This is a genomic window from Janthinobacterium sp. B9-8, from assembly GCF_000969645.2.
Taxonomy (GTDB): Bacteria; Pseudomonadota; Gammaproteobacteria; order Burkholderiales; family Chitinibacteraceae; genus Iodobacter.
On sequence record NZ_CP014222.1, the window covers coordinates 1,771,890 to 1,795,216 of the forward strand.

At 51.2% G+C, this 23,327-nt stretch carries 16 protein-coding genes; 7 read left to right on the top strand and 9 right to left on the bottom strand.

Going from position 1 to position 23,327, the window contains the following annotated elements; translation table 11 throughout:
• Positions 1-5: 5 nt before the first annotated feature.
• Positions 6-806, bottom strand: coding sequence for a response regulator transcription factor (locus VN23_RS07950; protein WP_046352898.1), 801 nt, complete (start codon positions 804-806; stop codon positions 6-8).
• A 343-nt stretch (positions 807-1,149) separates the two neighbouring features.
• Here VN23_RS07950 and VN23_RS21780 point away from each other — a divergent pair, with 343 nt between their 5' ends.
• Positions 1,150-9,480: an autotransporter-associated beta strand repeat-containing protein gene (locus VN23_RS21780; protein WP_046352897.1), complete on the top strand. Its 8,331-nt coding sequence runs from the start codon at positions 1,150-1,152 to the stop codon at positions 9,478-9,480.
• A gap of 40 nt (positions 9,481-9,520) precedes the next feature.
• Here the strand turns inward: VN23_RS21780 and VN23_RS07960 are convergent, their stop codons facing one another.
• From VN23_RS07960 to napF, 6 genes are all read right to left on the bottom strand, one after another.
• Positions 9,521-10,759: a hypothetical protein gene (locus tag VN23_RS07960; protein ID WP_046352896.1), complete on the bottom strand. Its 1,239-nt coding sequence runs from the start codon at positions 10,757-10,759 to the stop codon at positions 9,521-9,523.
• A gap of 683 nt (positions 10,760-11,442) precedes the next feature.
• Positions 11,443-12,141: a NapC/NirT family cytochrome c gene (locus VN23_RS07965; protein ID WP_046352895.1), complete on the bottom strand. Its 699-nt coding sequence runs from the start codon at positions 12,139-12,141 to the stop codon at positions 11,443-11,445.
• Positions 12,142-12,155: 14 nt separating this feature from the next.
• The gene (locus VN23_RS07970; protein WP_197433055.1) at positions 12,156-12,599 is read right to left on the bottom strand and encodes a nitrate reductase cytochrome c-type subunit; all 444 of its coding nucleotides are present in this window, start codon (positions 12,597-12,599) and stop codon (positions 12,156-12,158) included.
• 130 nt (positions 12,600-12,729) lie between these two features.
• Complete coding sequence (gene napA, locus VN23_RS07975; protein WP_046352894.1) at positions 12,730-15,270, bottom strand: nitrate reductase catalytic subunit NapA; 2,541 nt, start codon at positions 15,268-15,270, stop codon at positions 12,730-12,732.
• A complete protein-coding gene (locus VN23_RS07980) occupies positions 15,267-15,548 on the bottom strand; it encodes a chaperone NapD (protein WP_046352893.1) in 282 nt (93 codons plus the stop codon). The genes napA and VN23_RS07980 overlap by 4 nt, the downstream gene beginning before the upstream one ends.
• Positions 15,545-16,069, bottom strand: a complete 525-nt coding sequence (gene napF, locus VN23_RS07985; protein ID WP_046352892.1) for a ferredoxin-type protein NapF — start codon at positions 16,067-16,069, stop codon at positions 15,545-15,547. The genes VN23_RS07980 and napF overlap by 4 nt, the downstream gene beginning before the upstream one ends.
• 269 nt (positions 16,070-16,338) lie before the next feature.
• On the opposite strand from napF, the gene VN23_RS07990 reads away from it, so the two are divergent.
• From VN23_RS07990 to VN23_RS08015, 6 genes are all read left to right on the top strand, one after another.
• Positions 16,339-18,189, top strand: a complete 1,851-nt coding sequence (locus VN23_RS07990) for a HAMP domain-containing protein (protein WP_046352891.1) — start codon at positions 16,339-16,341, stop codon at positions 18,187-18,189.
• Positions 18,186-18,839: a two-component system response regulator NarL gene (gene narL / locus VN23_RS07995; protein ID WP_046352890.1), complete on the top strand. Its 654-nt coding sequence runs from the start codon at positions 18,186-18,188 to the stop codon at positions 18,837-18,839. Before VN23_RS07990 ends, narL begins: the two co-directional genes overlap by 4 nt.
• 667 nt (positions 18,840-19,506) lie before the next feature.
• Positions 19,507-19,767: a hypothetical protein gene (locus VN23_RS08000; RefSeq protein WP_046352889.1), complete on the top strand. Its 261-nt coding sequence runs from the start codon at positions 19,507-19,509 to the stop codon at positions 19,765-19,767.
• Between the two features lie 44 nt (positions 19,768-19,811).
• Entirely contained in the window at positions 19,812-20,315 is a 504-nt protein-coding gene (locus VN23_RS08005; protein ID WP_046352888.1) for a hypothetical protein, read from the top strand.
• Positions 20,312-20,713 carry a hypothetical protein gene (locus VN23_RS08010; RefSeq protein ID WP_046352887.1) on the top strand — a complete coding sequence of 134 codons (402 nt, stop codon included), beginning with the start codon at positions 20,312-20,314 and terminating at the stop codon, positions 20,711-20,713. Before VN23_RS08005 ends, VN23_RS08010 begins: the two co-directional genes overlap by 4 nt.
• Positions 20,714-20,812: 99 nt before the next feature.
• A complete protein-coding gene (locus VN23_RS08015; protein ID WP_046352886.1) occupies positions 20,813-21,238 on the top strand; it encodes a hypothetical protein in 426 nt (141 codons plus the stop codon).
• 494 nt (positions 21,239-21,732) lie between these two features.
• Here VN23_RS08015 and VN23_RS21785 read toward each other — a convergent pair whose 3' ends face one another.
• Both VN23_RS21785 and moaA read right to left on the bottom strand, forming a co-directional pair.
• A complete protein-coding gene (locus VN23_RS21785) occupies positions 21,733-21,822 on the bottom strand; it encodes a phage major tail tube protein (protein WP_335339396.1) in 90 nt (29 codons plus the stop codon).
• 275 nt (positions 21,823-22,097) lie between these two features.
• Positions 22,098-23,093: a GTP 3',8-cyclase MoaA gene (moaA, locus tag VN23_RS08025; protein ID WP_046352884.1), complete on the bottom strand. Its 996-nt coding sequence runs from the start codon at positions 23,091-23,093 to the stop codon at positions 22,098-22,100.
• Positions 23,094-23,327 lie beyond the last annotated feature (234 nt).

Below are 23,327 nucleotides of genomic sequence, written 5' to 3' on the forward strand. Positions count from 1 at the left end.
AAACCTCACTCAAAGCCCACCACTGCTGTTTGCCTGAACGCCGAGGGCGTCATACTGAAACGCTCTTTAAATGCCGTCGTAAAATTACAGGCATTTTGAAAACCGGATTGCTCCGCAATATCAATCACGCTCATTTGAGTTTTAGCCAGCAATTGCTTAGCGCTTAATAGTTTTTGCTCGCGAATATACGCAAAAACAGTCATCCCTAATTGAGCTTTAAATAGCTTACTCAGCTTTTTTTCATGCGTACCAATCTGGCGGGCTAGTTCAGCCAAAGCAGGCGGCTGATATAGCTGCTCGGTAATTATCTGTATTGCCGCAGCAAGCAAAACCTCATCCTGATTTAAAAGCTGACCCTCACACACAGGGCGCTCTTTTTGTAAGCGGCGCGCAGACAGCGACAGATGCACGGCCACTCGTGCGATGACTTCCTCGGCGACAAAAGGCTTACAAATAAAATCAACCGCACCGGTTGCAAAGCCATGCAGGCGATCATTGATTGCATTTGCAGCAGATAAAAACAATACCGGAATATGCATCAACTGCCGATTAGCCTTCAATAAGCGACATGTTGCATAGCCATCCACCTTTGGCATATGCACATCCATCAGAATTAAATCAGGCGGATTAGCCTGCGCCCGCTGATAGCCCTGCTGTCCGTCAAAAGCCACGCTGATCCGATAATTCTGGCTGCGCAAAGCTTCCAGCAGCAGGCGTAATTCATCGACCGAATCATCAACAATCAGGATATGGGGTTTATCTGATACGGCGTTTGGGGCAGTTTGACCATCAGGCAAATGGCGCATAAGTCAGGCGTGAAAATGACAAAGGCGCAATCATAAACAGCTATACGATGGAAGCATAAATAAAAATTTTTCATTTTGAATACCCCCCCGCTAATTAGCGGCCCAATCCCCCTCGGTTTTGCCACGATATTTATTCCATTTAGCAAAGCTTTTATCCGCTTTAGCAAAAGTGCAGGCAGCAAAGCTCATTCAAACTCAAGCACTTAGCAAACGAAAAAGCGACTTCGTTTTATGCACGATCAACTATTTCATTTTTAAAACAAATCAACAAAAAAATTTGTACGTATTCAGGCGACACACGCCAGCCGATTGATTCTTTTTGACTCCTTTGCAAAGACCTCTAATGAAACGCATCGAACTCTCGCACCGCCTAACCAAATCCCAAGGCAAGTTTATCTCTGTGGCCATTTGTGCCGTCACCGGCATGCTGATTTATGGCAGCGCAGGCGCCGCGCCAAAAATGGTTATCACCGCCGAGCACACCGCCACGGCAGACAGCAATAATGAAATTAATGGCAATGAAGGCGGCGGTTTTTTTGTTGAATCGGGCAAGTTGAATATCTCCAACACTACGGTTAAAAACTTCACCACCAAGGGTGGTGACGGCAGCGGCGGCGGCGCGGGTTTGGGCGGGGCTATTTTTATTAATAGCGGCGCTGAAGTGGTTTTAGAAAATGTGAATTTCTCGGGTAATGCTGCGGTGGGTGGTGATGGAGGTAAAGGAACAACGGGTGGTGCATTAAATGACCGCACCTACAGCACGTCTAGCGCCAAAGGCAAAAATGGCTCTACCCCAACACACGATCAATCCATGGATGTTAGCGGCACTACCGGAAGCAAAGGCGGAGTGGGTTCAAACTCTTCCAGCGCAATGGGTGAGGCAGGTGGGGACGGAGGCAATGGTTCAAGTGGTGGTGATCGCAATCCTTTCTTAATTACCGCCGTTACTGAAGCAACAGCAAGTCTGACCGCAGCTTCTGCTGCGGGAGTGACTGCAGCTGCGGATATTACTTGTCTCGCTGGCTGCAAGGCCTTAGCGGTTGCCGACGTTGCAATTGCAGCACTCGCAGAAGGCGCAGCCATTGCTGAGCTGGTCTTGTGGGACAAAGCGTTATCAAATGGCCAAGTAGGAATCGGCGGCGGCGGCGGTCAAGGTGGTAATGCAGGCGATAGCGCTTTTGCTATCGGCGGCAATGTAGGTGGCAAGGGTGGCGACGGGGGTAAAGGCGGTGCCAACTGGAGCGGCTCCAAATTTGATGGAGGCGCAAGTGGTGGCGATGCTGCGGATGGCGGCGTAGGCGGCAAAGGTGGCTTTGGTGCAGGGGGTGGCACGGGCGGCCAAGGCGGTAAAGGCGGCGACCCCGGCGTCTCAGAGCGTGATAACGGCCTTGATGGTGCAGGTGGTGCAGGTGGACAAGGCGGCTTTGGTGGCGGCACGGGATCATCAGGTGATGGCCGTGATGGCATTGAAGGTGGCGCTGGCGGATCTGGCCTTGGCGGCTCTATTTTTGTTCGCGCAGGCGGCAAGCTCACCATCAAAGGCGATGCCACTTTTGATCGAGGCAATGTGAGCGGTGGTAGCGGCGACAATCATGAAGATCATCTGGGTGAAGCAGGCAAGGAAGCAGGCTCTGATCTCTTTATGATGAAAGGCTCCACGGTTGTACTTGATGCAGGCAAGGGCAAAACCATTACCTTTAATGGCAGCATTGCCGACGACAGCGCCGCAGGTCTGGATGGTGCCAGCAACACCAGCGGTAAAGGGGCAGATCTCACCGTTAAAAGCGGCCTCGTGGTATTTAACGAAGAAAACACCTACACCGGCCAAACCAAGATTGAAGGCGGCGCTTTACACGCCGAAGATGGCACGGGCATTCACAAACACAGCAATATCAATTTCACCGGCAACCATGATGGCGGCGTACTGGAAACCAATGGCAAATTTGATCGCTACACCGGCACGGCCAAAGATCGCGTGCAGTGGACAGGATCGGGCGGCTTTGCAGCGAGTGGCGGCGATTTAGAAGTCAGCCTGAATGGTGGTGCTCAGCGCACTTGGGGCGTCGAGGGCTTTGTGGGCGGCGACAATGCGCTGATTTTTGGCTCGGACACCGCAACAGATAATGTGATCTTTAAAAACGCCATCGATATTGATGGCAAAACTGCAACGATCTTGGTCAACCCTGGCCAAGCCAAAGGCAAGCACGCGCAAATGGACGGCGTACTTTCTAACGGTAGCCTTGTGATTGGTGATGCAAATCATGCGGGCGAGTTGATTCTAAATGCCGCCAATACCTACCTTGGCGGCACCACCATCAAAGCTGGAAATTTACAATTATCTGACAAGGCATCGTTAAATAAAGACGGTGCAGTGGCTGTTGAAAAAGATGCACAATTTGATCTAACAAAGACGGGCAATCAAGCGATTGGCACTTTGGCAGGCGCAGGAAAAGTGGCTCTGGCGGCTAATGCCCTAACGCTTAATCAGGGTGACGATACCACGTTCTCTGGCGTAATCAGCGGCGAGAAAGGCCATGTAATCAAGCAAGGCACAGGCAATCTCACCCTGTCTGGCGACAATACTTACCAAGGCCAGACCCAAATCAAAGAGGGCACGGTTACGCTAGATGGCAGCTTAGCCAGCTTGGACGTTAACGTGTCTGCGGGCGCCCTGCTCAATGATAATCAAGGCGGCTTGCATCAGGATGCCAAGCTTAACAACGATGGCTCCATCAATCTAAATGCCGATGACACGGTAGCCAGCCTAACTAACACCGGCACCATCAACGGTAACGGCACTACCCTCACCGCTAAAACCTACGCGCTAAATAATGGCTCGGTGATTAATGCCAACCTAGGCTCGGGCGAACTCACCGCCAATGGCACGGTGACGCTCACCGGTACTAGCTCGGCTGAAAAAGTAAACGTAGCCAGCGGCGTGATGACACTCTCCAGCGGCGAGCGCCTGCTGGACAGCAGCAATGTAACCGTCGACGGCAAACTGGTACTGGGCGGCAATGAAACCATAGGCACACTGGCAGGCAGCAAGGCAGACGGCGTACTTGAATTATCTGGCAGCCAGCTTACCCTGCAGCAAAATAAAGACACCACTTTTGCTGGCCAGCTCAATGACGCAGCGGGCAATAAAGCCAGCGTATTAAAGCAAGGCATAGGCACCCTCACCCTGACGGGCGAGAACCATTTTGAAGGCAAAACCACCATCGCCCAAGGCGGCATTACGCTGGACGGCACGCTGGCTAGCCTTGATCTGGATGTGCAAAAAGACGGCACGCTGACAAATAACCAAGGCGGCTTAGCTGCGCTTGCCAAGCTCAATAACGATGGCATCGTCAATCAAAACCATGATGACACCATCAAAGCACTGATCAACACCGGCACCATTAATGCAAGCAAGGATGGCAAAGCCACGCTGACTGCCGACACCTATGCGCTAAACGATGGCTCGGTGATTCATGCCAATCTGGGCAGTGGCTCACTTACAGCCCAAGACAATGTTTTACTCAACGGCACAAGCTCCGCCGAACAAGTCTTAGTTAAAAACGGCGTAATGACTTTAGGCCATGCCGAGCGCTTACTGAACAGCAGCGCTGTAGTCGTTGACGGCAAGCTGGTGATGGGCGGCGATGAAACCATAGGCACGCTGGCAGGTGCAGCAAGTGGCGTAGTGGAATTATCCGGCAGCAAGCTGACGCTGGAACAAACCACAAACACCATCTTTGATGGCGTGATTCAAGATAAAGACGGCGACAAAGGCAGCTTACTCAAGCACGGCAAGGGCGAAATTACGCTTAATGGCGATCACACCTTTAGTGGCGACACCACGGTAGATGGCGGCAAAGTGCAGCTTAACGGCACACTGATCAGCAAAACGGTTCATGTCACCACGGGCACAATGACGCTGGGATCGGCCGAGCGCCTGCTCGACAGCAGCGATGTGACCGTTGACGACACGCTCATCATGGGTGGCAATGAAACCATAGGCACGCTGGCGGGCACTACAGCCAAAGCCGTGGTGGATTTGAACGGCGGCAAGCTGACCTTACTGCAAGAAACAGATACGAGTTATGCGGGCCAAATTGATGATGCAAGCGCCATCGCCGGCAGCTTACTCAAGCAAGGAAAAGGCACGCTCACGCTCGCGGGCAATAGCCATTATCTAGGCAACACCACCATTGCACAGGGTGGCATTACTTTAGATGGCACGCTGGAAAGCCTGAATCTGGATGTGCAAAAAAACGGCACGCTGACCAACAACCAAGGCGGCCTGTCTGCACTGGCTAAGCTGAACAACGACGGCATCGTTAATCAAAATAGCGATGACACGATTAAAGCGCTGGTGAATACCGGCACCATCAACAAAAGCACCGATGGCAAAGCCACGCTGACCGCAGAGACCTATGCGCTAAACGAAGGCTCGGTGATTCATGCCAATCTGGGTACGGGGATTGTGGCGGCCAATGGCAAAGTAGCGCTCAACGGCACAAGCTCGGCGCAAACCGTGAACGTTGAAAGCGGCGTGATGACCTTGGGCTCGGCTGAGCGTTTGCTAGACAGCAGCGATGTTACCGTCAATGGCAAGCTAGTTTTGGGTGGCAATGAAACCATCGGCACTCTAACCGGTGCAGCAAGCGGCGTGGTGGAATTGTCCGGCAGCAAGCTGACGCTGGAACAAAACCACAACACTGTGTTTGATGGCGTGATTCAGGATAAAGACGGTGACAAAGGCACGCTGCTAAAACACGGCACAGGCGAAATCACCCTTAACGGTAATCACACCTTTAGCGGCGACACCACGGTTGATGGCGGCAAAGTGCAGCTTAACGGCACGCTGGTCAGCAAAACCGTCCATGTCACAAAAGGCACGCTCACCCTTGGCTCAGCCGAACGCCTGCTAAACACCAGCGATGTAACCGTTGATGACACGCTGATTATGGGCGGCAATGAAACCATCGGCACACTGGCAGGCAAAACAGCCAAGGCCATTGTTGACCTGAATGGTGGCAAGCTGACATTACAGCAAGACAAAGACACGCACTATGCAGGCCAAATTAATGATAGGTATGAAGGCAAAGGCAGCGTACTTAAGCAGGGGGAAAGCACGCTAACACTCACGGGCAACAGCCATTACTTCGGCGATACCACGATCGAACAAGGTGGAATAACTTTAGATGGCACGCTAGCCAGCAAGTATCTTGATGTGCAGAAAAACGGCAAGCTGACGAATAATCAGGGTGGCCTATCTGCGCTGGCCACGCTGAACAACGACGGCATCGTCAATCAAAACAGCGATGACACCATTGCGGCCTTGATCAACACCGGCACCATTAACGCAAGCGCAGACGGCAAAGCCACCCTCACCGCCAAAACCTATGCGCTAAACGAAGGCTCGGTGATTAACGCCAATCTGGGCACAGGCATTGTGACGGCCAACGGCAAAGTTGCGCTCAACGGCACAAGCACGGCGCAAACTGTCAACGTGGCAAGTGGCGTGATGACTTTAGGCTCTGCAGAGCGTTTGCTGAATACGAGCGATGTAAGCGTCGATGGCAAGCTCATCTTGGGCGGCAATGAAACTATCGGCACGCTGGCTGGCACGGCAAGTGGCGTTGTTGATCTGAATGCAGGCAAGCTGACCCTGCTGCAAAATAAAGACACCCTGTTTGCGGGCCAGATCAATGACGCGCAAACCGGCAAGGGCAGCGTGGTCATACAAGGCACGGGCACCATCACCCTGACGGGCAATAACCAATACCAGGGCGATACCACCATAGAGCAAGGCGGCATCCGCCTTGCTGGCTCGCTCGCCAGCCTGAATATCAGCGTGCAAAAGAACGGCATGCTGACAAATAATCAAGGCGGCCTGGCTGAGCAAGCGAAGTTAAGCAACGATGGCGTGGTGAATCAAAACCATAACGACACCATTGCCGCGCTGATCAACACCGGCACCATCAACGCCAGCTTGGACGGCAAAGCCACCCTCACCGCTAAAACTTACGCGCTCAATGGTGGATCTGTCATCAACGCCAACCTTGGATCGGGCAGCCTGATTGCCAATGGCAATGTAGCGCTCAATGGCACGAGCGCCGCTGAATCGATCAAAATTGATTCCGGCATTACCACGCTGGGCTCAGCAGACCGCTTATTAGGCACGGCCAAAGTCAGCATTGCGGGCAAGCTGGTCTTGGGCGGCAATGAAACCATTGCTCAGCTAACAGGCAGCGGCGAGTTGAATTTAAACGCTGGAAAATTAACGCTGCAGCAAAACACCGATAGCCTGTTCAGCGGCCAGATCAGTGATGTATCCGGCAAGTGCAGCTTGGTAAAACAAGGCAGCGGCATGCTGAGCATGACGGGCGAGAGTAGCTATAAGGGCGCAACCCGCATTGAGCAAGGCGCCATCACGCTCAGCGGCAAGCTGGCCAGCCAAGATATTTATATCGCCAAAACCGCCACACTGAATGACCAAAATGGCGGCGTATCGGCAACGGCTAAGCTCAGCAACGACGGCACGCTAAAAATCGATGCCAACCAAAAGATTGCCAGCCTGATTAATAGTGGCAACATCATTGGTAATGGCACACTCAGCGCAAGCAACTACGCGCTGAACGATGGCTCGGTGGTGAATGCCAACCTTGGCGATGGCATCTTAGAAACGCACGGCAAAGTCACGCTAAATGGCACAAGCGCTGCAGAAAACGTGCATATCTTTGATCAAAGCGCGCTGACTTTAGGCGCAGCTGAGCGCCTGAATAAAAACGCCACGGTGCAAATTGATAAAACAGGCGAAATGATTCTGGCAGGCGGCGATCAAACGATCAAAACCCTGAACGGATCAGGCACGGTGAATTCCACCACCCATAAGCTCACCGTTACCAACGGCGGCGTCTTTACCGGCCAGATTAATGCGCTAAAGACCGATTTAATCAGCACCGGCGGTAAGCTGGATATCAGCGGCAACAGCAATACCCGCACCGACAGCATTAATGTGCAAAACAATAGCCAAGTTGCCGTCAACGATAAGGCAGTCGTCACCACCGGCACAGCCACTGTAGATAAAGGCGGCGTGCTGACGCTGAATAATAGCGACAGCATTAAGTACGACATCCTGACAGGTGGCGGCACGGTTAGCACTAGCACTGGCAGCTTTACCAATAGCACAAAGGTGCAGGGCTTCTTAAGCTTTAACGGCGATTTCCGTAATGAAGGCACGCTGGCTCCGGGCAACTCGCCAGGCATGATCACCGTGCTGGGCAATTACACCGAAGCGGCCACTTTGCAATCTGAGCTGCAAAACGCCACCGCCGTAACGGGCCACGATCAAATCCGTGTGGCAGGCAAAATCACGATCGAAAAACAAAGCGAGCTGATTGTGCAAACCTACGGCGGCAGCGCCCCGCGCCTGGGTGAGGTCTACCAGATCATGGCAGACTTGGATGGCAAGGCCAAAAAAGTAAGCGGCCACTTTGCCACCGTGAAGTTTGATCTAGATGGCGTAGCCGGTAGCGGCGCAGCAGTTGTAAACGCAGCCGCCGTATTTGATGTGGCCACCGGCCAAGTGCTGACCACAGGGCTGAACTTGCCGCAAAGCACTTTCGCTGATTTAGGCAGCAACCCTAACCAGCGTGCCGCCGCAGCCGCACTGATGAATATCGCCACAAGCGATGTGGGCATCAATCAAATTGATACCTCGATCGCAAACAGCGTGGGCAAAAACGCAGGGGAATTCCTGACCGCCAACGGCGCAACGGTGTCGGCTAACGTAGAACGCCTCACGCCAGAATATTACGGCGCGATCAGCGATTACGCCCTGCTGGGCAAACGCAGCATGCTGAACCTGCTGCAATCTAGAAGTAATCAAGAGCAAAACTCAGCTTACGCAGGCTATATGCGTAGCGGCGGCCAATCGGCAGGCAACGCGCATATCAGCCGCAATGATTACTACCTGGGCGCAGAATTCAGCGTGAACGATACGCTTAAACTTGGCAGCGTCTTAACCGTAAATAGCGGCAAGCTGGAAGCGCGCTTTGGCTCAGGCAATGTGAATGGTCAGGCTGTCACCGCCTATCTTGCTTACCAGCCTTTAAGCGATCTGAACATCCTTGCCAGCGTGGCTTACGCCAAGTATTCCTACGATTTAGATCGTAGCGGCGTAACAGGCCAAATCACCGGCTCCACCTCCGCACGCGGCATCGATGCCAGCTTAGCGGCCAGCTACAAAGCCTATGCAGATCAGGACTTCTCCGTGCTGGCACGCAGCAGCCTCAGCCACGGCAAGGTCATGAGCGACGCCTTTGACGAGCAAGGCTCTAGCCACCGCCTGCAACTAGGCAGCGTAGACGCATCCCAGCTCACCGGACAGCTGGGCGCATCCCTGATTTGGGGAGCCAAAGATCAGCCCCTGAAACTAGGCGCAGATCTGGGCATTGAGCGCCACTTCAGCGATAAGCGCGACGATATGCAAAGCAAATTAGCCATCGACCAACGCGTTGCAGCGCCGATTCAATTTGTGAAGGACAGAGATCTCACCGCCAGCATCGGCTTTAACGCCAGCTACAAGCTGAGCAAAGACATCACGCTGTTTGGCAAGGTGGAATATCTGAATGACAAGGAAAGCAGCTATAGCGGACAAACTGGGCTGAACTTTAGCTTCTAATCCACTCAAAAGGCCGGCTAACGCCGGCCTGTAAACCCTTTTACACAGGCTGCTCGCAGCCTGTTTTTACGTCAAGACTTCGCTTGGGTTTGACGGCCATAAACACCGCCAACATCAGCCATACCGCAGGGAAAGAAAACAGCAGCATGGCCGCAACTAAGCCATATTGATCTGCGTAAAAACCGGGCGGCAGGGAGAAAAACGCCAAGATAAGCGTGGTGCTTTGGTAAGAGAACACCGACGCAGCGCCTATCTCGTCTTCAGAGAAATAATTCAGCATGGTGGAATAAGACACGGCGAATAAAATATTCGAGCTGATATGCGCCAGAACCACAGCAAGAATAACCAAAATTAAATACTGGCTATAAAACGCAAATAAATACATCAAGAAAAATCCTAGTCCCAATATGGATTTTGCCCAAGCCGAATGCAGCAAGCGATCTACCATTTTTTGGCTCGTTAATAATGGCCCAATCAATTGGCCGATGCAGCGGGCAAAGAGCAGAATCAATACCGGATTAATGACCAGCCCTAATACTTTAAAGTCATTAAATTCCACTCCCTTTACCGGCAATAAAGCCATCGCGGGTGCTGAGATTAAAGTGAGTAGCGGCATAATCAATAAAATAGTTTTTTTCTCAAGATTTAAAGAGAAAAACCGTATTTTGACCACCACCTCCTGATCGACTCGATTCAGCGCGGCATCCTCAATCAAAGCGCGCGAATAAAACAGGCAAGCCATTGCCAAAAGATAGGAAAGTGCATCCAAGGCAAAATAAAGTGGGCTGCTTAGCAATGGATAAAGCACTCCGCCTATACCCGTGCCGATAATGGTAATCGCAGAAAAAGTAAGGGTTTCTATGGTGGCAATATGCAGATAGTCTTCCTCGCCAAAACCCCGCTTATTAATGGTGTGATAAGCCGAAACAGCTAAACCAGAACAAAGACTAGGCAAAGCCAGCGCCATGCTCAGCATCAGCAAATTTCCCGAATCCAAAGCATAAAAAGGCAGCAATAAAGACAATACCCCGCCTATTTCTGCGGCAATCAGCACAGAAAAAGGCTTACACCATTTACCCAAATATTTTCCGATTTCAGAGCTAAATAAAGTCGGCACAATCGACATTGAGAAAGTCAGCGCAAAATCAGACGGCGCTGCAGCCGCCTTAGATAAAGCACCAAACACCGCCACCGCAGTTAATCCAGAGCCAATACTGGTAATGAGCAGGCCTAAGGTAAACCACAGATACCAGCGGGAAGACTTTAATAATTTAATCATCATGATTCCAATAGCGCACACGCGCCTGCCTAGCAGCCTGCTAGCAGGCAAACGAGTTAGAAATGGGATTTATCCCGTGATGATTTATTGGGCGCGAAGCTTTCGTGCGCACTCATGTAGGGCGCACTCGAAGCGTTTCGCTTAGCGATGCACAGCATCGAAAAGTGGAGCGCGCAGTGCGCCATCAAGCTACGCCATGCACGGCAAAGCCCATGCTCAAAAAAACATCAAGGGATTGGATAACACGCAGGCGTTCACAGCCTGCCAAGGCAGAGGCTAGTGCGGAATCATCAGATATATATCAGCAGAGCGGGCTACTGAGGAAAGGCTCGCACGAAACATTCGTGGATATCCTTGTATGAAATGAGCGGCGAATTTATCAAACCGAAAGCATGCCGTAAATATAATCTCGATATATCCTAATAAAACGCATGCTTTTACAACAAGCTAACGAAAAAAAACGGGCATCCGAAGAAGCCCGTTCTTACATATCAAACTAAGGAAGCTTCAGCCTTCGTCATAGATCGACATGGTGTTTATAGGATCCACAACAACGCAGTTGGAGCGCTGAAAAACGGTGCGCAAGAAAAACGACTTGCACACCCTATACTCCCCTTCACCTTCCTTGGTTTTTTCCATGAAACTCCATGTCCTCTGGGCCTGCGTGGTTCAAGGTTTGGGTTTTACTGCGTCCCTGCAATCTCTTCATCGCTGGCGTTGTCTGCCTTCACTGCAGGCTTAGGCGATGCGGGGTGCATCACTTCTTTGCTCACGCCCTTGCCATCTGGTCCTACGTTTTGATTAACGGCGGGCAGGTGGTGGGCGATGCCTTTGTGGCAGTCGATACAGGTCATGCCTTCAGACAGGCCTTTTTGGTGAGCATTGGCCGAACGAGTGTTTTGCTCCATATAGTCGAAGTATTCGTAGTTATGGCAGTTACGGCAGGCTTTGGAATCGTTGGCTTTCATCCTATCCCACTCGTGCTGAGCCAGCTCGATACGCTTATCCAAGAATTTCTCACGCGTATCAATATAACCCGTCAGCTTGCCCCACACTTCTTTAGAAGCCTCAAGCTTGCGCCACATTTTTGGGCCCCATTCGTGTGGCACATGGCAATCCGGGCAGGTAGCGCGCACGCCGGAGCGATTGGTGTAGTGCACGGTTTCCTGGTATTCCGGATACACATTGCTGGCCATTTCGTGGCAGCTTAAACAGAATTTTTCGGTATTGGTCATTTCTAGCGCGGTGTTAAAGCCGCCCCAAAAGATAATCCCCACAAAAAACGCCACAATCACGCCGATATAGCCGATACGAAGGCTGCGCAGCTTTTGTATACGTGCACAAAGCCGTGCTTTGAATGAGGGCTTGCTTTCATCGCTCATTATTTAGTCCTTTTTTACTTAACCATGCCGGTCGCGGGCTTAAAGGTATTGCCAACCAGAGGTTTGGCATCCGTTTGCGGCACATGGCATTGCTGGCAGAAATAACGACGCGGCGAGATATTGGTCAGCTCAGTGCCACCACGGGTTTTAAAGTGGGTAATCGATACCTTAGTCGCACCAGAATCGGCCGTGCGATCCCAGCTATGACAATCGAGGCATTTATTAAACTCTTTAGTAATCAGATAGCCCTTGGTGGTGTGCGGAATAATAGGTGGCTGCTGCACAAACTGGCGCTGCAAAGGCTTGCGGTCTTTTTCCCAGCGATAATTTTCTGAAGGCGCGTCGCCTTTAACGGCCTCACTGCCACGCAAGGATTTCATGGTTTCGGCCTGCGCCACGGGCGCGCAGACCATACAGAAGCTCAGAAACAGCGCCAGCATAGTCATTAATTTTTTCATTTTTTTCTCCTTTGGATGAATAAATGGCCCGATCACAAAGCGCCATTTATCCCTCATCCCATTCTTAGGGCGGGTGAAACCCGCCATTTATCCCAAGTAATTTGGCGGGTTGCACCCGCCCTACAGACGGCTAAGCCTTCACCACTTTCACCGCGCATTTTTTAAAGTCGGTTTGCTTGGATATCGGGCAAGTGGCATCCAGCGTCAGCTTATTCACCAAGCGGCCTTCGTCAAAGAAGGGGATAAAGATCAGCCCCATTGGTGGTTTATTGCGGCCACGCGTTTCTAAGCGCGCTTGGATGTCCCCACGGCGAGACGATACTTTCACCAGCATGCCGCGCTGTAAGCCGCGTTTTTTGGCATCGTTCGGATTCATAAACACCATCGCTTCTGGCACAGCTTTATGCAGCTCAGGCACACGGCGCGTCATGGTGCCGGTATGCCAGTGTTCCAATACACGGCCAGTGCAGAGCCACATATCAAAGTTAGCATCGGGCATTTCTGGCGGCGCTTGGTAAGGCAAGGCAATAATATTGGCGCGACCATCTTTATTACCGTAGAAACGCACGCCCTCGCCTTTCTTCACGTAGCTGTCGTAGCCTTCGCGATAGCGCCATTTGGTTTCTTTGCCATTCACCACGGGCCAACGCAAGCCGCGTGCTTGGTGATACATATCGAACGGTGCTAAATCGTGGCCGTGGCCGCGACCAAACTGGGCGTACTCTTCAAACAAGCCTTTCTGGATGTAAAACCCGGCCAGTTTGGCTTCTACGTTTTCAAAGCCCTTGTATTGATCGGCCGCTTTAAATTTATCCACATTGCCATTCACATACAGCACGTCGTACAGGGTTTTACCTTTCACTGCGGGCTGTTTGGCGATCAAATCGGCAGGCCATACGTCTTCTACCTTAAAGCGCTTGGCAAACTGCATCAGCTGCCATAAATCCGACTTTGCTTCGCCTGGCGCATCCACCTGCTGACGCCAAAGCTGGGTGCGGCGCTCGGCATTACCAAAGCCGCCTTCTTTTTCTACCCACATTGCCGTTGGCAAGACCAGATCGGCCGCTAAAGTCGATGCGGTTGGGTAAGGATCAGACACCACAATAAAGGTGTCCGGCCTGCGCCAGCCGGGGTAGAGCTCTTCATTAATATTGGGGCCAGCTTGCATATTGTTATTGCACATCTGCCAATAGACTTTCACCTTGCCGTCTTTAATCGCACGCGCCATGGCTACTGCGTGTAAGCCGATTTTGGCAGGGATGGTGCCCTCAGGAATGCGCCAGATTTCTTCTGCGTGTTTGCGGTGCTCAGGATTCGTCACCACCATATCGGCAGGCAGGCGGTGGGCAAAGGTGCCCACTTCACGCGCCGTACCACAGGCCGAAGGCTGGCCTGTCAGTGAGAAGGGGCTATTACCCGGCTCGGCGATTTTGCCGGTCAGCAAATGGATGTTGTAAATCATATTGTTCGCCCATGTGCCACGGGTGTGCTGATTAAAGCCCATGGTCCAGAACGAGGTAACTTTGATTTTTGGATCGGCGTACAGCTCAGCCAGCGCAATCAGGCGGTCTTCCGGAATGCCGCAAAGCTTGCTGACTTTATCCACCGTGTAATCGGATACGAATTTTGAAAACTGCTCAAACGAGCCTTCTTTCATATCATTTGGATTGGTTTTGGGCTTGCCGTTGGCATCAGGGTAGCCATTGGCTTTGGCATTGACTTCCAAGGGGTGCTTAGGCCGCAATCCGTAGCCAATATCGGTTTCGCCAATTTTGAAATTACAGTGATCTTTTACAAACTTTTGATTTACGCGACCGGTTTTGATGATGTGGTGGCAAATAAAATTCATCATTGCCAAATCAGTTTGCGGGGTAAATACCAGACCATAGCCAATATCGGCCAGCTCAAAAGAGCGGTGCTCATAAGTCGATAACACCGCAACTTTTACTTTGGGGTTAGATAAACGCCTATCGGTAATGCGGCTCCATAAAATCGGGTGCATTTCGGCCATATTCGAGCCCCAAAGCACAAAGGCATCGGCCACTTCAATATCGTCGTAACAGCCCATAGGCTCATCCATACCAAAGGTACGCATAAAGCCGGTTACCGCGCTGGCCATACAGTGACGCGCGTTCGGGTCGATATTATTTGATCTAAAGCCGGCTTTCATTAATTTAACGGCGGCATAGCCTTCATAAATCGTCCATTGGCCCGAGCCAAACATCGCAATGGATTCTGGCCCGCTGGCTTTCAGCGCTTCTTTCCATTTCTTTTCCATAATGGCAAACGCTTCATCCCAGCTTACGGGGGTGAATTCGCCATCCTTATCATATTGGCCGTTTTTCTTACGCAGTAAAGGCTGGGTTAAGCGATCTTCTCCATACATGATTTTGGAAAGGAAATACCCTTTCACGCAATTTAAACCCCGATTCACTTCCGCATCAGGGTCGCCTTGCGTGGCCACCACACGGCCATCTTGCGTCCCTACCAACACAGCGCAGCCCGTACCGCAGAATCGACAGGGCGCTTTATCCCAGCGGATACTATTTTTACCATCACCCGCCATAGCAGGCATGGTTTTAGGCGCAGCGCCGGCCAGCGGAATGCCTGCACTGGCTACCGCTGCAGCGACGGCAGATATTTTAATAAACTCACGACGATCCAGGCTCATGATAAGCGCTCCTCAGATTTTTTTGATTTCATAGATGGGGGTGGTGGCAGTTCTTCGTCGCAATATTCATAAGCCAGCGTGGCCGATGCAACATGGGGAATGTCTTGAATTTGTTTGAGCAAATCGGATGATCGAACGCCCGGTACATCCTCGATGGTGATAATCAGCCGCCCCTCGTGCTCAAGATGTAACTCCACCCCTTGCACGGCAAGCACCGCCGCTTTTACTTCTTCTAAATGATCGGGAACCGCCCGAATCACCAGGCTAAAAATATTCATGAGATCAACTCCAACAAACGAATGCTCTGGCTAGGGCAAGCGGAAACACAGGCACCACAGCCCGTGCATTGCTCGGCATTAACAAGGGGATGGGCGACTTTACCAACGGCCAGCTGAAAACGAATCGCCTGCTCATCACAGACCTCACCGCAAATTCGGCATTCAACACCGCGATCGGCAAGGCAGCTGGCATTGATTTCTGCGTAAATCTTCCAAGGGGGACTGATGCTTTGATCTAGGGCCAAAGGCGTACAGGCGCGCGCGCAATCGCCACAAAAGGTGCATTCAGCCTGCGCAAAATCCACCATCGGAAACCCAGCCTCGCCCACTTTAATAATTTGAGTCGGGCAAGCGGTGGCGCAGTCACCACAACGCGTGCAGCGATCCAAAAAACGCGCCGTTGCCCAAGGTGGACGCGGTGCTGTAGGCGTTTGCGGACGACGGCCAAAAAGTAAATTGCGACGAGAAGGGTCCACTACGGCAGCCAATCCAAATAGTAAGTTTTTAAGATTAGGCCGCATGTGAAATACATACAATGCCTCTTTAGAGGTGTAAGGCGTAGCACCCACCGCACCCCTACCTCTTTGGAGGTAAACGAAATAAATCAAAGACTTGTCTTACGTTTAAAGTACATAGCGCGATGTGGGCGATTAGGCTATGTTTTGCTACCTTGCATCGATCGAACCCTTATGCAGACTAAAAGTAGGCAAAGCAGGCTCTGTGAATGAGAAGCTGTAAATGGATCAGTCTGCGGCACAACGATAAGCATGGAAATTTGGAGGTATGACTTATGCGTATTGGGGATTATTTCCGCCAAGCGTCGATTTTGCAGTTTATTGCCCGCGCATTATTGCTGATGGTTTTACCCGCGTTTCTGGCCTTTTTTATGAGCTGGAGCACGGTGGTGCGCTCCACAGGTGAAGGCGCTGCGATTAATCTGGCGGGCTCCTTACGTAAGCAAGTGTATTTAATCGTCGCCACCCACGAATCCCCGCCCGCCCCAGTGCCCGGCAGCCGCCCTCTGCTGCAAGAGGTGATCGATGAATTTGAGCAACGCCTTTACCACCCCACGCTGCTGAATAATCTACCCAAGCAGGCCGATGACCCTGTGCGCGTCAGCTACAACCTCATGGAAATGACTTGGCGTACCGATGTTAAAAATGAGCTATCGCAACTTAATAGCGAACACGACGGCAGCCTACTTCCTAAAGCCATTCGCTTTGTATCTTTAATCGATACTTATGTAGAAGCCATCGAAGCCAAGCACGAAACCCGCTTGCTCTGGCTGGGGCGTATTCAGTGGATTGCTTTAGGAACTATGTTGTTGATCCTATTAGGCACTTTGCGCTGGCTATCGCAACGCGTGACTCAGCCACTGATCGCCATGGCTCACGCGGCGAGCAAGATTAAAAATGGTGATTTAAGTGTGCGCGCGCCAGAGCAGGGAGCAGGTGAAATCACCCAGCTCGGCCAAGCTATCAACCATATGGTGGCCGAATTAGCGCGTGGTATTGGCGAATTAGAATCACGCGTCAACGAGAAAACCAAGGCTTTATCGCAAAATCAGCGCAGCCTAGAGCTGCTCTACCGCATTAAGCAGCGCCTATCTGATCAAGAGCCCAACCAAGCCACGTTTGATCAAGTATTAAGCGATTTAGGCAGCGTGATCGAGCTAGAACACGCCGCCATTTGCATCACAGAAACCGAGCAAGCTCCGCTGGCATTTCGCTTTGCCATCATGCCCAACAAGGCAAACGAGCATTGCGATCAAAAAGCCTGTGCATCCTGTAGTGATGCCGTCAACACGCCTGCACTAAGCACAAATTACCCTGTATTTCAGCTAACTGACGGCCGAAAAAACTACGGCATCATGCCGATTCAACTCAAGCCGGGCCAAAAACTAGCCGATTGGCAGCAGCAATTACTTGAAGCCGTTGCACGGCAAATTGGCACGGCACTTGCCAATGCCAAACGCACGCAGGCGCTGCATCGTTTGGCCCTACACGAGGAGCGCTCGGTCATTGCACGTGAGCTGCACGACTCCTTGGCGCAATCTTTATCCTATTTAAAAATCCAAGTAGTGCGTTTGCAAACCGAATTCCCCGAATCCGCCCGCAGCGACACCGCCCAAGCCGTGCTCACTGAATTACGCCAAGGCTTAAATGATGCTTACCGCCAGCTACGTGAACTACTCAATACCTTTCGCCTACAAATGCACGAGCGCGGGCTGGCTGAGGCACTCGAGCAAACCGTAAGCGAATTTGCAGAGCGTGCAGCCCATCCGGTTATTTTAGAGAATCACCTGATGGGGGTTGAGCTAAGTGCGCACGAAGAAATTCATATCTTACAAATCGTGCGTGAAGCACTCGCTAATATCGAGCGCCACGCCCATGCACAGCACGCTTGGGTTACGCTGGCATGGTTAAAAAATACGATTTTAGTCACCATCCAAGATGATGGACTCGGCATCAAAGATCACCCAGACAAAAAACAGCATTATGGGCTAGGCATTATGCGCGACCGCGCTCATAGCCTAAAGGGCCAGCTAAGCATCACCCGCCAACAGCCCAATGGCACCCTCATCTCCTTACAATTCACCCCCAACACGCCCTTTTCAGTGGCCGAAGGAAGCGCGCTATGAGCGACAAATACTCCGTCGTCGTCATCGACGATCACCCTCTATTTCGCAAAGGCGTGGTGCAGCTTTTGGCTTTAGATAGCCGCTTTAATGTCATCGGTGAAGCCGCCAGCGGTGCAGAAGGCCTCCTTGTCGTGGGCGCAAATAACCCAGATTTGGTGATCTTAGATTTAAATATGAAAGAAATGGACGGCATTGCCACGCTGCGAGCCATTAAAGAGCTTGATCTGGATTCACGCGTGGTGATGCTCACCGTATCCGATCAATCATCCGATTTAGTCGCCGCAGTGCGGGCCGGTGCCGATGGCTACTTACTGAAAGACATGGAGCCAGAAGAAATCATCGCCAGCCTCGCCGAAGCCTTAGACGGGCAAATGGCGATTCCAGAACGCTTGGGCCGCGTACTTGCCCTAGCGATGCGGGAAGACGACGGCAGCGAGCGCAACGCCATGATGGCTTCTTTAACCGAGCGTGAACGAGAAATACTAGGCTGCCTAGCCAATGGCCTATCCAACAAACTGGTCGGCAGAGAACTAGGGATTGCGGAAGGCACAGTGAAAGTGCACGTTAAAAGCCTGCTCAGAAAACTAAACTTCCGCTCCCGGCTGGAAGCGGCGATTTGGGCTGTGGAGCAAGGGATAAAGCTGGGGTAGCGGTTGTATCACATTATCTCAAATGAATCGCCGTGCGATAAACAGATTGGCTGCATTTTCCATCATTTTCCGCAGCATTTCATGCTGCCCGCAAAAACAGCCCATTAAATATCTCACGCATCAATGGGATGTCGTTGACGGAGATAATCACGCTCCGCAGCCCCTACCCAGAAAAATAATCATCCATTTCCAGGCCATCAATTTCAGATGGCTGCAGCCGTAGTACCAACAGCAGAATCTCGTCCAGCGACTGCAGGATTTTCTCCGCCACCGCCCTTTGTGTGAGTGAATTGGCCAGAGTAGTGGCGTAACAAACACAAAGGATTTTGCGGGAGGCGGGAGCGGGAGTCAGTTAATGGGGTTTAGAAAAAGCCCACCGAACTGACTCTCTTGGAAGGGATAAGCAAAGCCTAGTGTAATGAGCTATTACTTATAAGCATCTAAGTCGTTGCCGGACCGGAGTTGGTTATTCTTATCCGGCTTCCCTTGAAAGTGACTCAAATGAGCAAAGACAGCATGGTAGGTTGGGCTAGTGGCTTATCAGCCCAACCGAGCTTCAGGCTGTGCCCAGCAAGGCACTTCAAGGGGCTAAGCGTTTTTATAACTCAAATTACTTAAAACTCAAATCCCGCAAGATTGGCAGCCTTACATCTTGGCTGGGATGACGATGTTGAAGATTGAAGGATTGCAAGATACAAACGACATTCCTTGCGATGTTGATTTCGTCTGGGATAAAAAAATTACTTTTACCCAGTCTGTATACACATATCGTGCGATGTACATTATTCGGCCTCGCATTTCTGGTATGTCGTTCCTGCCAGAAGTGGAAGGTGGATGGCTTACCGAGCCACTAATTGTCGGGGTCTCTGAAAAAGTCGCTGGCTATGCCGTCTTCAAGATGAGCCGCGTTGTTTTTGCCACAACCTAACTTGGCGCCCCTCACCTCTACGTTAGCCATCACAAAGGATGCTCATGAGCGATTTGCCAGTTCCAAGTGAAACCGGAGCGTCAGGCACTCAGGTCGCAGGCTCCAGCGAACCATTGTCTGTCGACCCCAACCCTCCGATACACGGGCTTCCTATAACTCAAACGATGGAGGTGTTGGCCGCGACGCGAGCCAGAAGTTTTGGCGGCGAGGTCGCCGCTAGTTTGATCGCTGGGTCGTTCACTCAAATGTCACATGATCTTGAGGTAACCCGTTGCGATCTTAGAATTCGTGACGAGCAACTTCAGAAGACACACCAAGAACTCGGTGACGCTAAGGTAACCATTGCGACTCTTCGCGAACGAGTTGGGGCCATTAGTAGAGCACAGCACTTGAAACAATTGAGCGTATTTGTGGGAACCGCAATTTTGGGAGTTGCTGTTGATCTGTACAAAAACAACATCGAAAAACCCAGCTACCTTCTGGGCATTGTCGGAGTTGTTTTACTCTTGGCCACTTGGCTCACGAAACGCGAAGGGGCGGACGAATGAATGTTGTCTCCATTGACGAACTAAAAATCGTAGGAGTCTTCGATCACGGCATTCCAAATATGGAGCGTGTAGTTCTTCAAGCAAACGAGAGCATAGACCTCGGCAACTACGGACTAATTATTGGAATTCGAGGGCATGAAGGGCAGGCCTTCCCGCTCCGAGACAACTTCCTATGGTTTGGTAACGGCTGGTTAAATAAGGGTGATTGGTTGTTTGTGTATACAGCACCGGGAACGTCAAAGACGACCGATCTGCCAAACCAGAAGGAGAAGCTCTACTCTGTCCACTGGGGGAAAGACCAAACGTTGTTTCAACACAAAGAGTTAATTCCTCTTCTGATCCGCATGGACGCTATCCAGGTTCCAATTGGAATCAATGCACTACCGCCCCCTGTGTGACGACGGCTAACCCATTATTCCACCGGACGCTGCGCGATAAAACCGCGCATCGCCGGTGAATTCAAACGTTAGGCAACTCAAAGTCCGGGGGAGGGAGTGATGACAGAGGAAGAACTCTATCGAGATATTGCAAGCCACGCGTTAGCCGGATTTCAGCTCATTGAGGAAGGACTTAAAAATTACATTGCCGACTATCACGACAAAGTTAGGGAGTTTCTCCCTGTAAATATGGTCTACGAGCACAGGGCTGACGAAGTTGCTAACGCACCGCTAGGAAAGTTGGTCGATATATTTGGCAAAATAAATGCCAATAAACAATTAATCGTGGAATTGAGAAGCCTACAGAGCAAGCGTAATGATCTCGCACATCGAGCTCTAGTAAATCTCTATGGGCCTGCTAAAAATGGATTTGATTTTTCTAGAAATTCAACTCAACTCGGTGAACTTGCGGATGACCTAGGTAGGTTGATTGAACAAATTCTTGTTGAGCGCGCCGAGCTGTTACAGCACGGTAGGTTGGGCTAGTGACTTATCAGCCCAACATTCTTAGGCATATTGAAATGTTGGGCTGATACAGCTTTAGCCCAACCTACCTTGCTGGCTAAAACCAGCCCCTGTATTCTGACGTTGGGCAAAGGAGCAGAAATGACATGGTACACAGTTTCACTTTCATCGGCGGATATCTCGTCCCAAAAACATATAGCAATTCAGGATGCGTTTGAAATTCTGTTCATGGCGTGTCAGGCACCTGCGGATGCGGCAATGTTTGCGCTCAACGAGCCTGGGAATCCGAACTACGTTGTGTATTTTTCACCAAGTGCCGCTACGCTAGCATCCTTGTTAATCTCGTCCTACGGTGGAGTCAGTTGCACTCGCCCTACTTCGTCAGTTTCGCTTCTCGTTGGCCATGCCAATGCGCGCGAACGACTGTTGCCATAGTATGGTCGGTTGAGATAAAGCATCTCTAGCCCACAAAACAAAAAAGCCCACCGAAGTGGGCTTGCATGAATATTGGCAAGCTACCCGCCAATATTCTGCCGATACGTTTCCAGCATATCCTCCCCATTCACGCGGAAGGTGTTAGCCATATAATCCAGCTCTAAAAATATTAGCTAGCCGAAACAAGGCAGGCAGAGCTAAAGATTTATCAGCCCCTAGACCAAGCAACATAGCCCTCACTCTCTTTTAAAGCGCCGTGAAGCTATATAAAGCCTTTATGCCGCATTTAATCACTCCTGCGGATACTTAATAATATTTCTTCAGCTTATTGCGGAGGACTCTTCCTCGCTTTTGGGTTTCTCTGTGGCGCTCTGTGTGCTCGTTTTACTCTGTGGTTTAAGATTTAACATTGTGTGCAAAAACTTCAACCATTACTAAAGAAACATCAACCGCCTGTTTGTGACATAAAGCGGATGATTTTTCCGGGTTGCTCTTTAAATTCGTGGCGTTCTGGCTTTAGCTCGATGGCGGATTTGAGTGCGGCTAGGATTTCTTCATCGCTTGCGCCGCCTCGCAGCAGCGGTGCGAATTCAAACTTTTCTTCCTGGCCCAGGCACATATATAAAGTGCCATCCACGGCCAGCCGGACCCGATTACAGGTAGCACAGAAATGTTGTGAGATAGGCGTAATAAAGCCGACCCGCCCGCTGCCGTCGCTCGTTTGCCAGTAACGCGCAGGCCCGCCGCCCAGCTCGGCCACTTCGGGAATCAGGCCAAACTCTGCAACCAGCTGCTCGCGCACGGGGTTTAAATCTAAATACTGCGCATTGCGGCCGGTGCTGCCCATGGGCATGGCTTCGATCAGGCGCAAAATAAAATCGTTCTCAAGGCAAAACGCCACCATGCGCTTGATTTCGTGCTCGTTCACACCGCGCATCGCCACCATATTGAGCTTAATCGGATCAAACCCCGCCGCCTTGCCCGCCATAATCCCCGCCATAATGGCATCAAAACTATCGCGGCCAGTAATCGTATTAATACAGCCTTTATCCAGCGAATCGAGGCTGACATTGATGCGCTTCACGCCTGCGGCTTTGAGCGCTACGGCATGTTTGACCAGTTGCGTTGCGTTAGTAGAGAGCGATAAATCTTCCACCCCCGGCAGCGCCGATAATCTAGCCGCAAGCTCAGGTAAGTTATGCCGCAACAAAGGCTCGCCCCCCGTAAGGCGCACGCGCGAAACCCCTGCTTGGGCAAAGATGCCGACCAAGCGCGTCATTTCATCAAAGCTCAACCAATTTGCAGGCTCTTCATAGCCATTAAAGCCTTTAGGTAGGCAGTAATTACAGCGCAAATCACAGCGATCCGTTACCGATAAACGCAGGTAGCGTATGGCGCGGCCAAAGCGATCTTGTAAGGGAGCAATCGGTGAGGCAAACATCAGGCTTCCTTAAATCGGAGGAGGGAGCAGCTTTCAATGAAGCTCATCATTAGTCGCACTATATGGCGATATATGACAGCTCAACAACGTATATTCTGACAATCTGCAGCAGGGAATTTATTGCAGATGACTACGCAGGCACAAAAACGTGCCCCCACCCTGCCCATGCATACCGCCCTTTAAGCATTCCCAAATCGTCACCTCCCACTATAACGCCAAGCCTGTGAATTAGCC

What these genes read in the sequence shown, in the direction of transcription:
- VN23_RS08005 (WP_046352888.1), top strand. Translation starts at nt 19,812, where the DNA reads ATGAGCGATTTGCCAGTTCCAAGTGAAACCGGAGCGTCAGGCACTCAG.
- VN23_RS07965 (WP_046352895.1), bottom strand. Translation starts at nt 12,141, where the DNA reads ATGAGCGATGAAAGCAAGCCCTCATTCAAAGCACGGCTTTGTGCACGT.
- VN23_RS07960 (WP_046352896.1), bottom strand. Translation starts at nt 10,759, where the DNA reads ATGATTAAATTATTAAAGTCTTCCCGCTGGTATCTGTGGTTTACCTTA.
- moaA (WP_046352884.1), bottom strand. Translation starts at nt 23,093, where the DNA reads ATGTTTGCCTCACCGATTGCTCCCTTACAAGATCGCTTTGGCCGCGCC.
- VN23_RS08010 (WP_046352887.1), top strand. Translation starts at nt 20,312, where the DNA reads ATGAATGTTGTCTCCATTGACGAACTAAAAATCGTAGGAGTCTTCGAT.
- VN23_RS21780 (WP_046352897.1), top strand. Translation starts at nt 1,150, where the DNA reads ATGAAACGCATCGAACTCTCGCACCGCCTAACCAAATCCCAAGGCAAG.
- VN23_RS07950 (WP_046352898.1), bottom strand. Translation starts at nt 806, where the DNA reads ATGCGCCATTTGCCTGATGGTCAAACTGCCCCAAACGCCGTATCAGAT.
- napA (WP_046352894.1), bottom strand. Translation starts at nt 15,270, where the DNA reads ATGAGCCTGGATCGTCGTGAGTTTATTAAAATATCTGCCGTCGCTGCA.
- VN23_RS08000 (WP_046352889.1), top strand. Translation starts at nt 19,507, where the DNA reads ATGTTGAAGATTGAAGGATTGCAAGATACAAACGACATTCCTTGCGAT.
- VN23_RS07970 (WP_197433055.1), bottom strand. Translation starts at nt 12,599, where the DNA reads ATGAAAAAATTAATGACTATGCTGGCGCTGTTTCTGAGCTTCTGTATG.
- narL (WP_046352890.1), top strand. Translation starts at nt 18,186, where the DNA reads ATGAGCGACAAATACTCCGTCGTCGTCATCGACGATCACCCTCTATTT.
- VN23_RS08015 (WP_046352886.1), top strand. Translation starts at nt 20,813, where the DNA reads ATGACAGAGGAAGAACTCTATCGAGATATTGCAAGCCACGCGTTAGCC.
- VN23_RS07980 (WP_046352893.1), bottom strand. Translation starts at nt 15,548, where the DNA reads ATGAATATTTTTAGCCTGGTGATTCGGGCGGTTCCCGATCATTTAGAA.
- napF (WP_046352892.1), bottom strand. Translation starts at nt 16,069, where the DNA reads ATGCGGCCTAATCTTAAAAACTTACTATTTGGATTGGCTGCCGTAGTG.
- VN23_RS07990 (WP_046352891.1), top strand. Translation starts at nt 16,339, where the DNA reads ATGCGTATTGGGGATTATTTCCGCCAAGCGTCGATTTTGCAGTTTATT.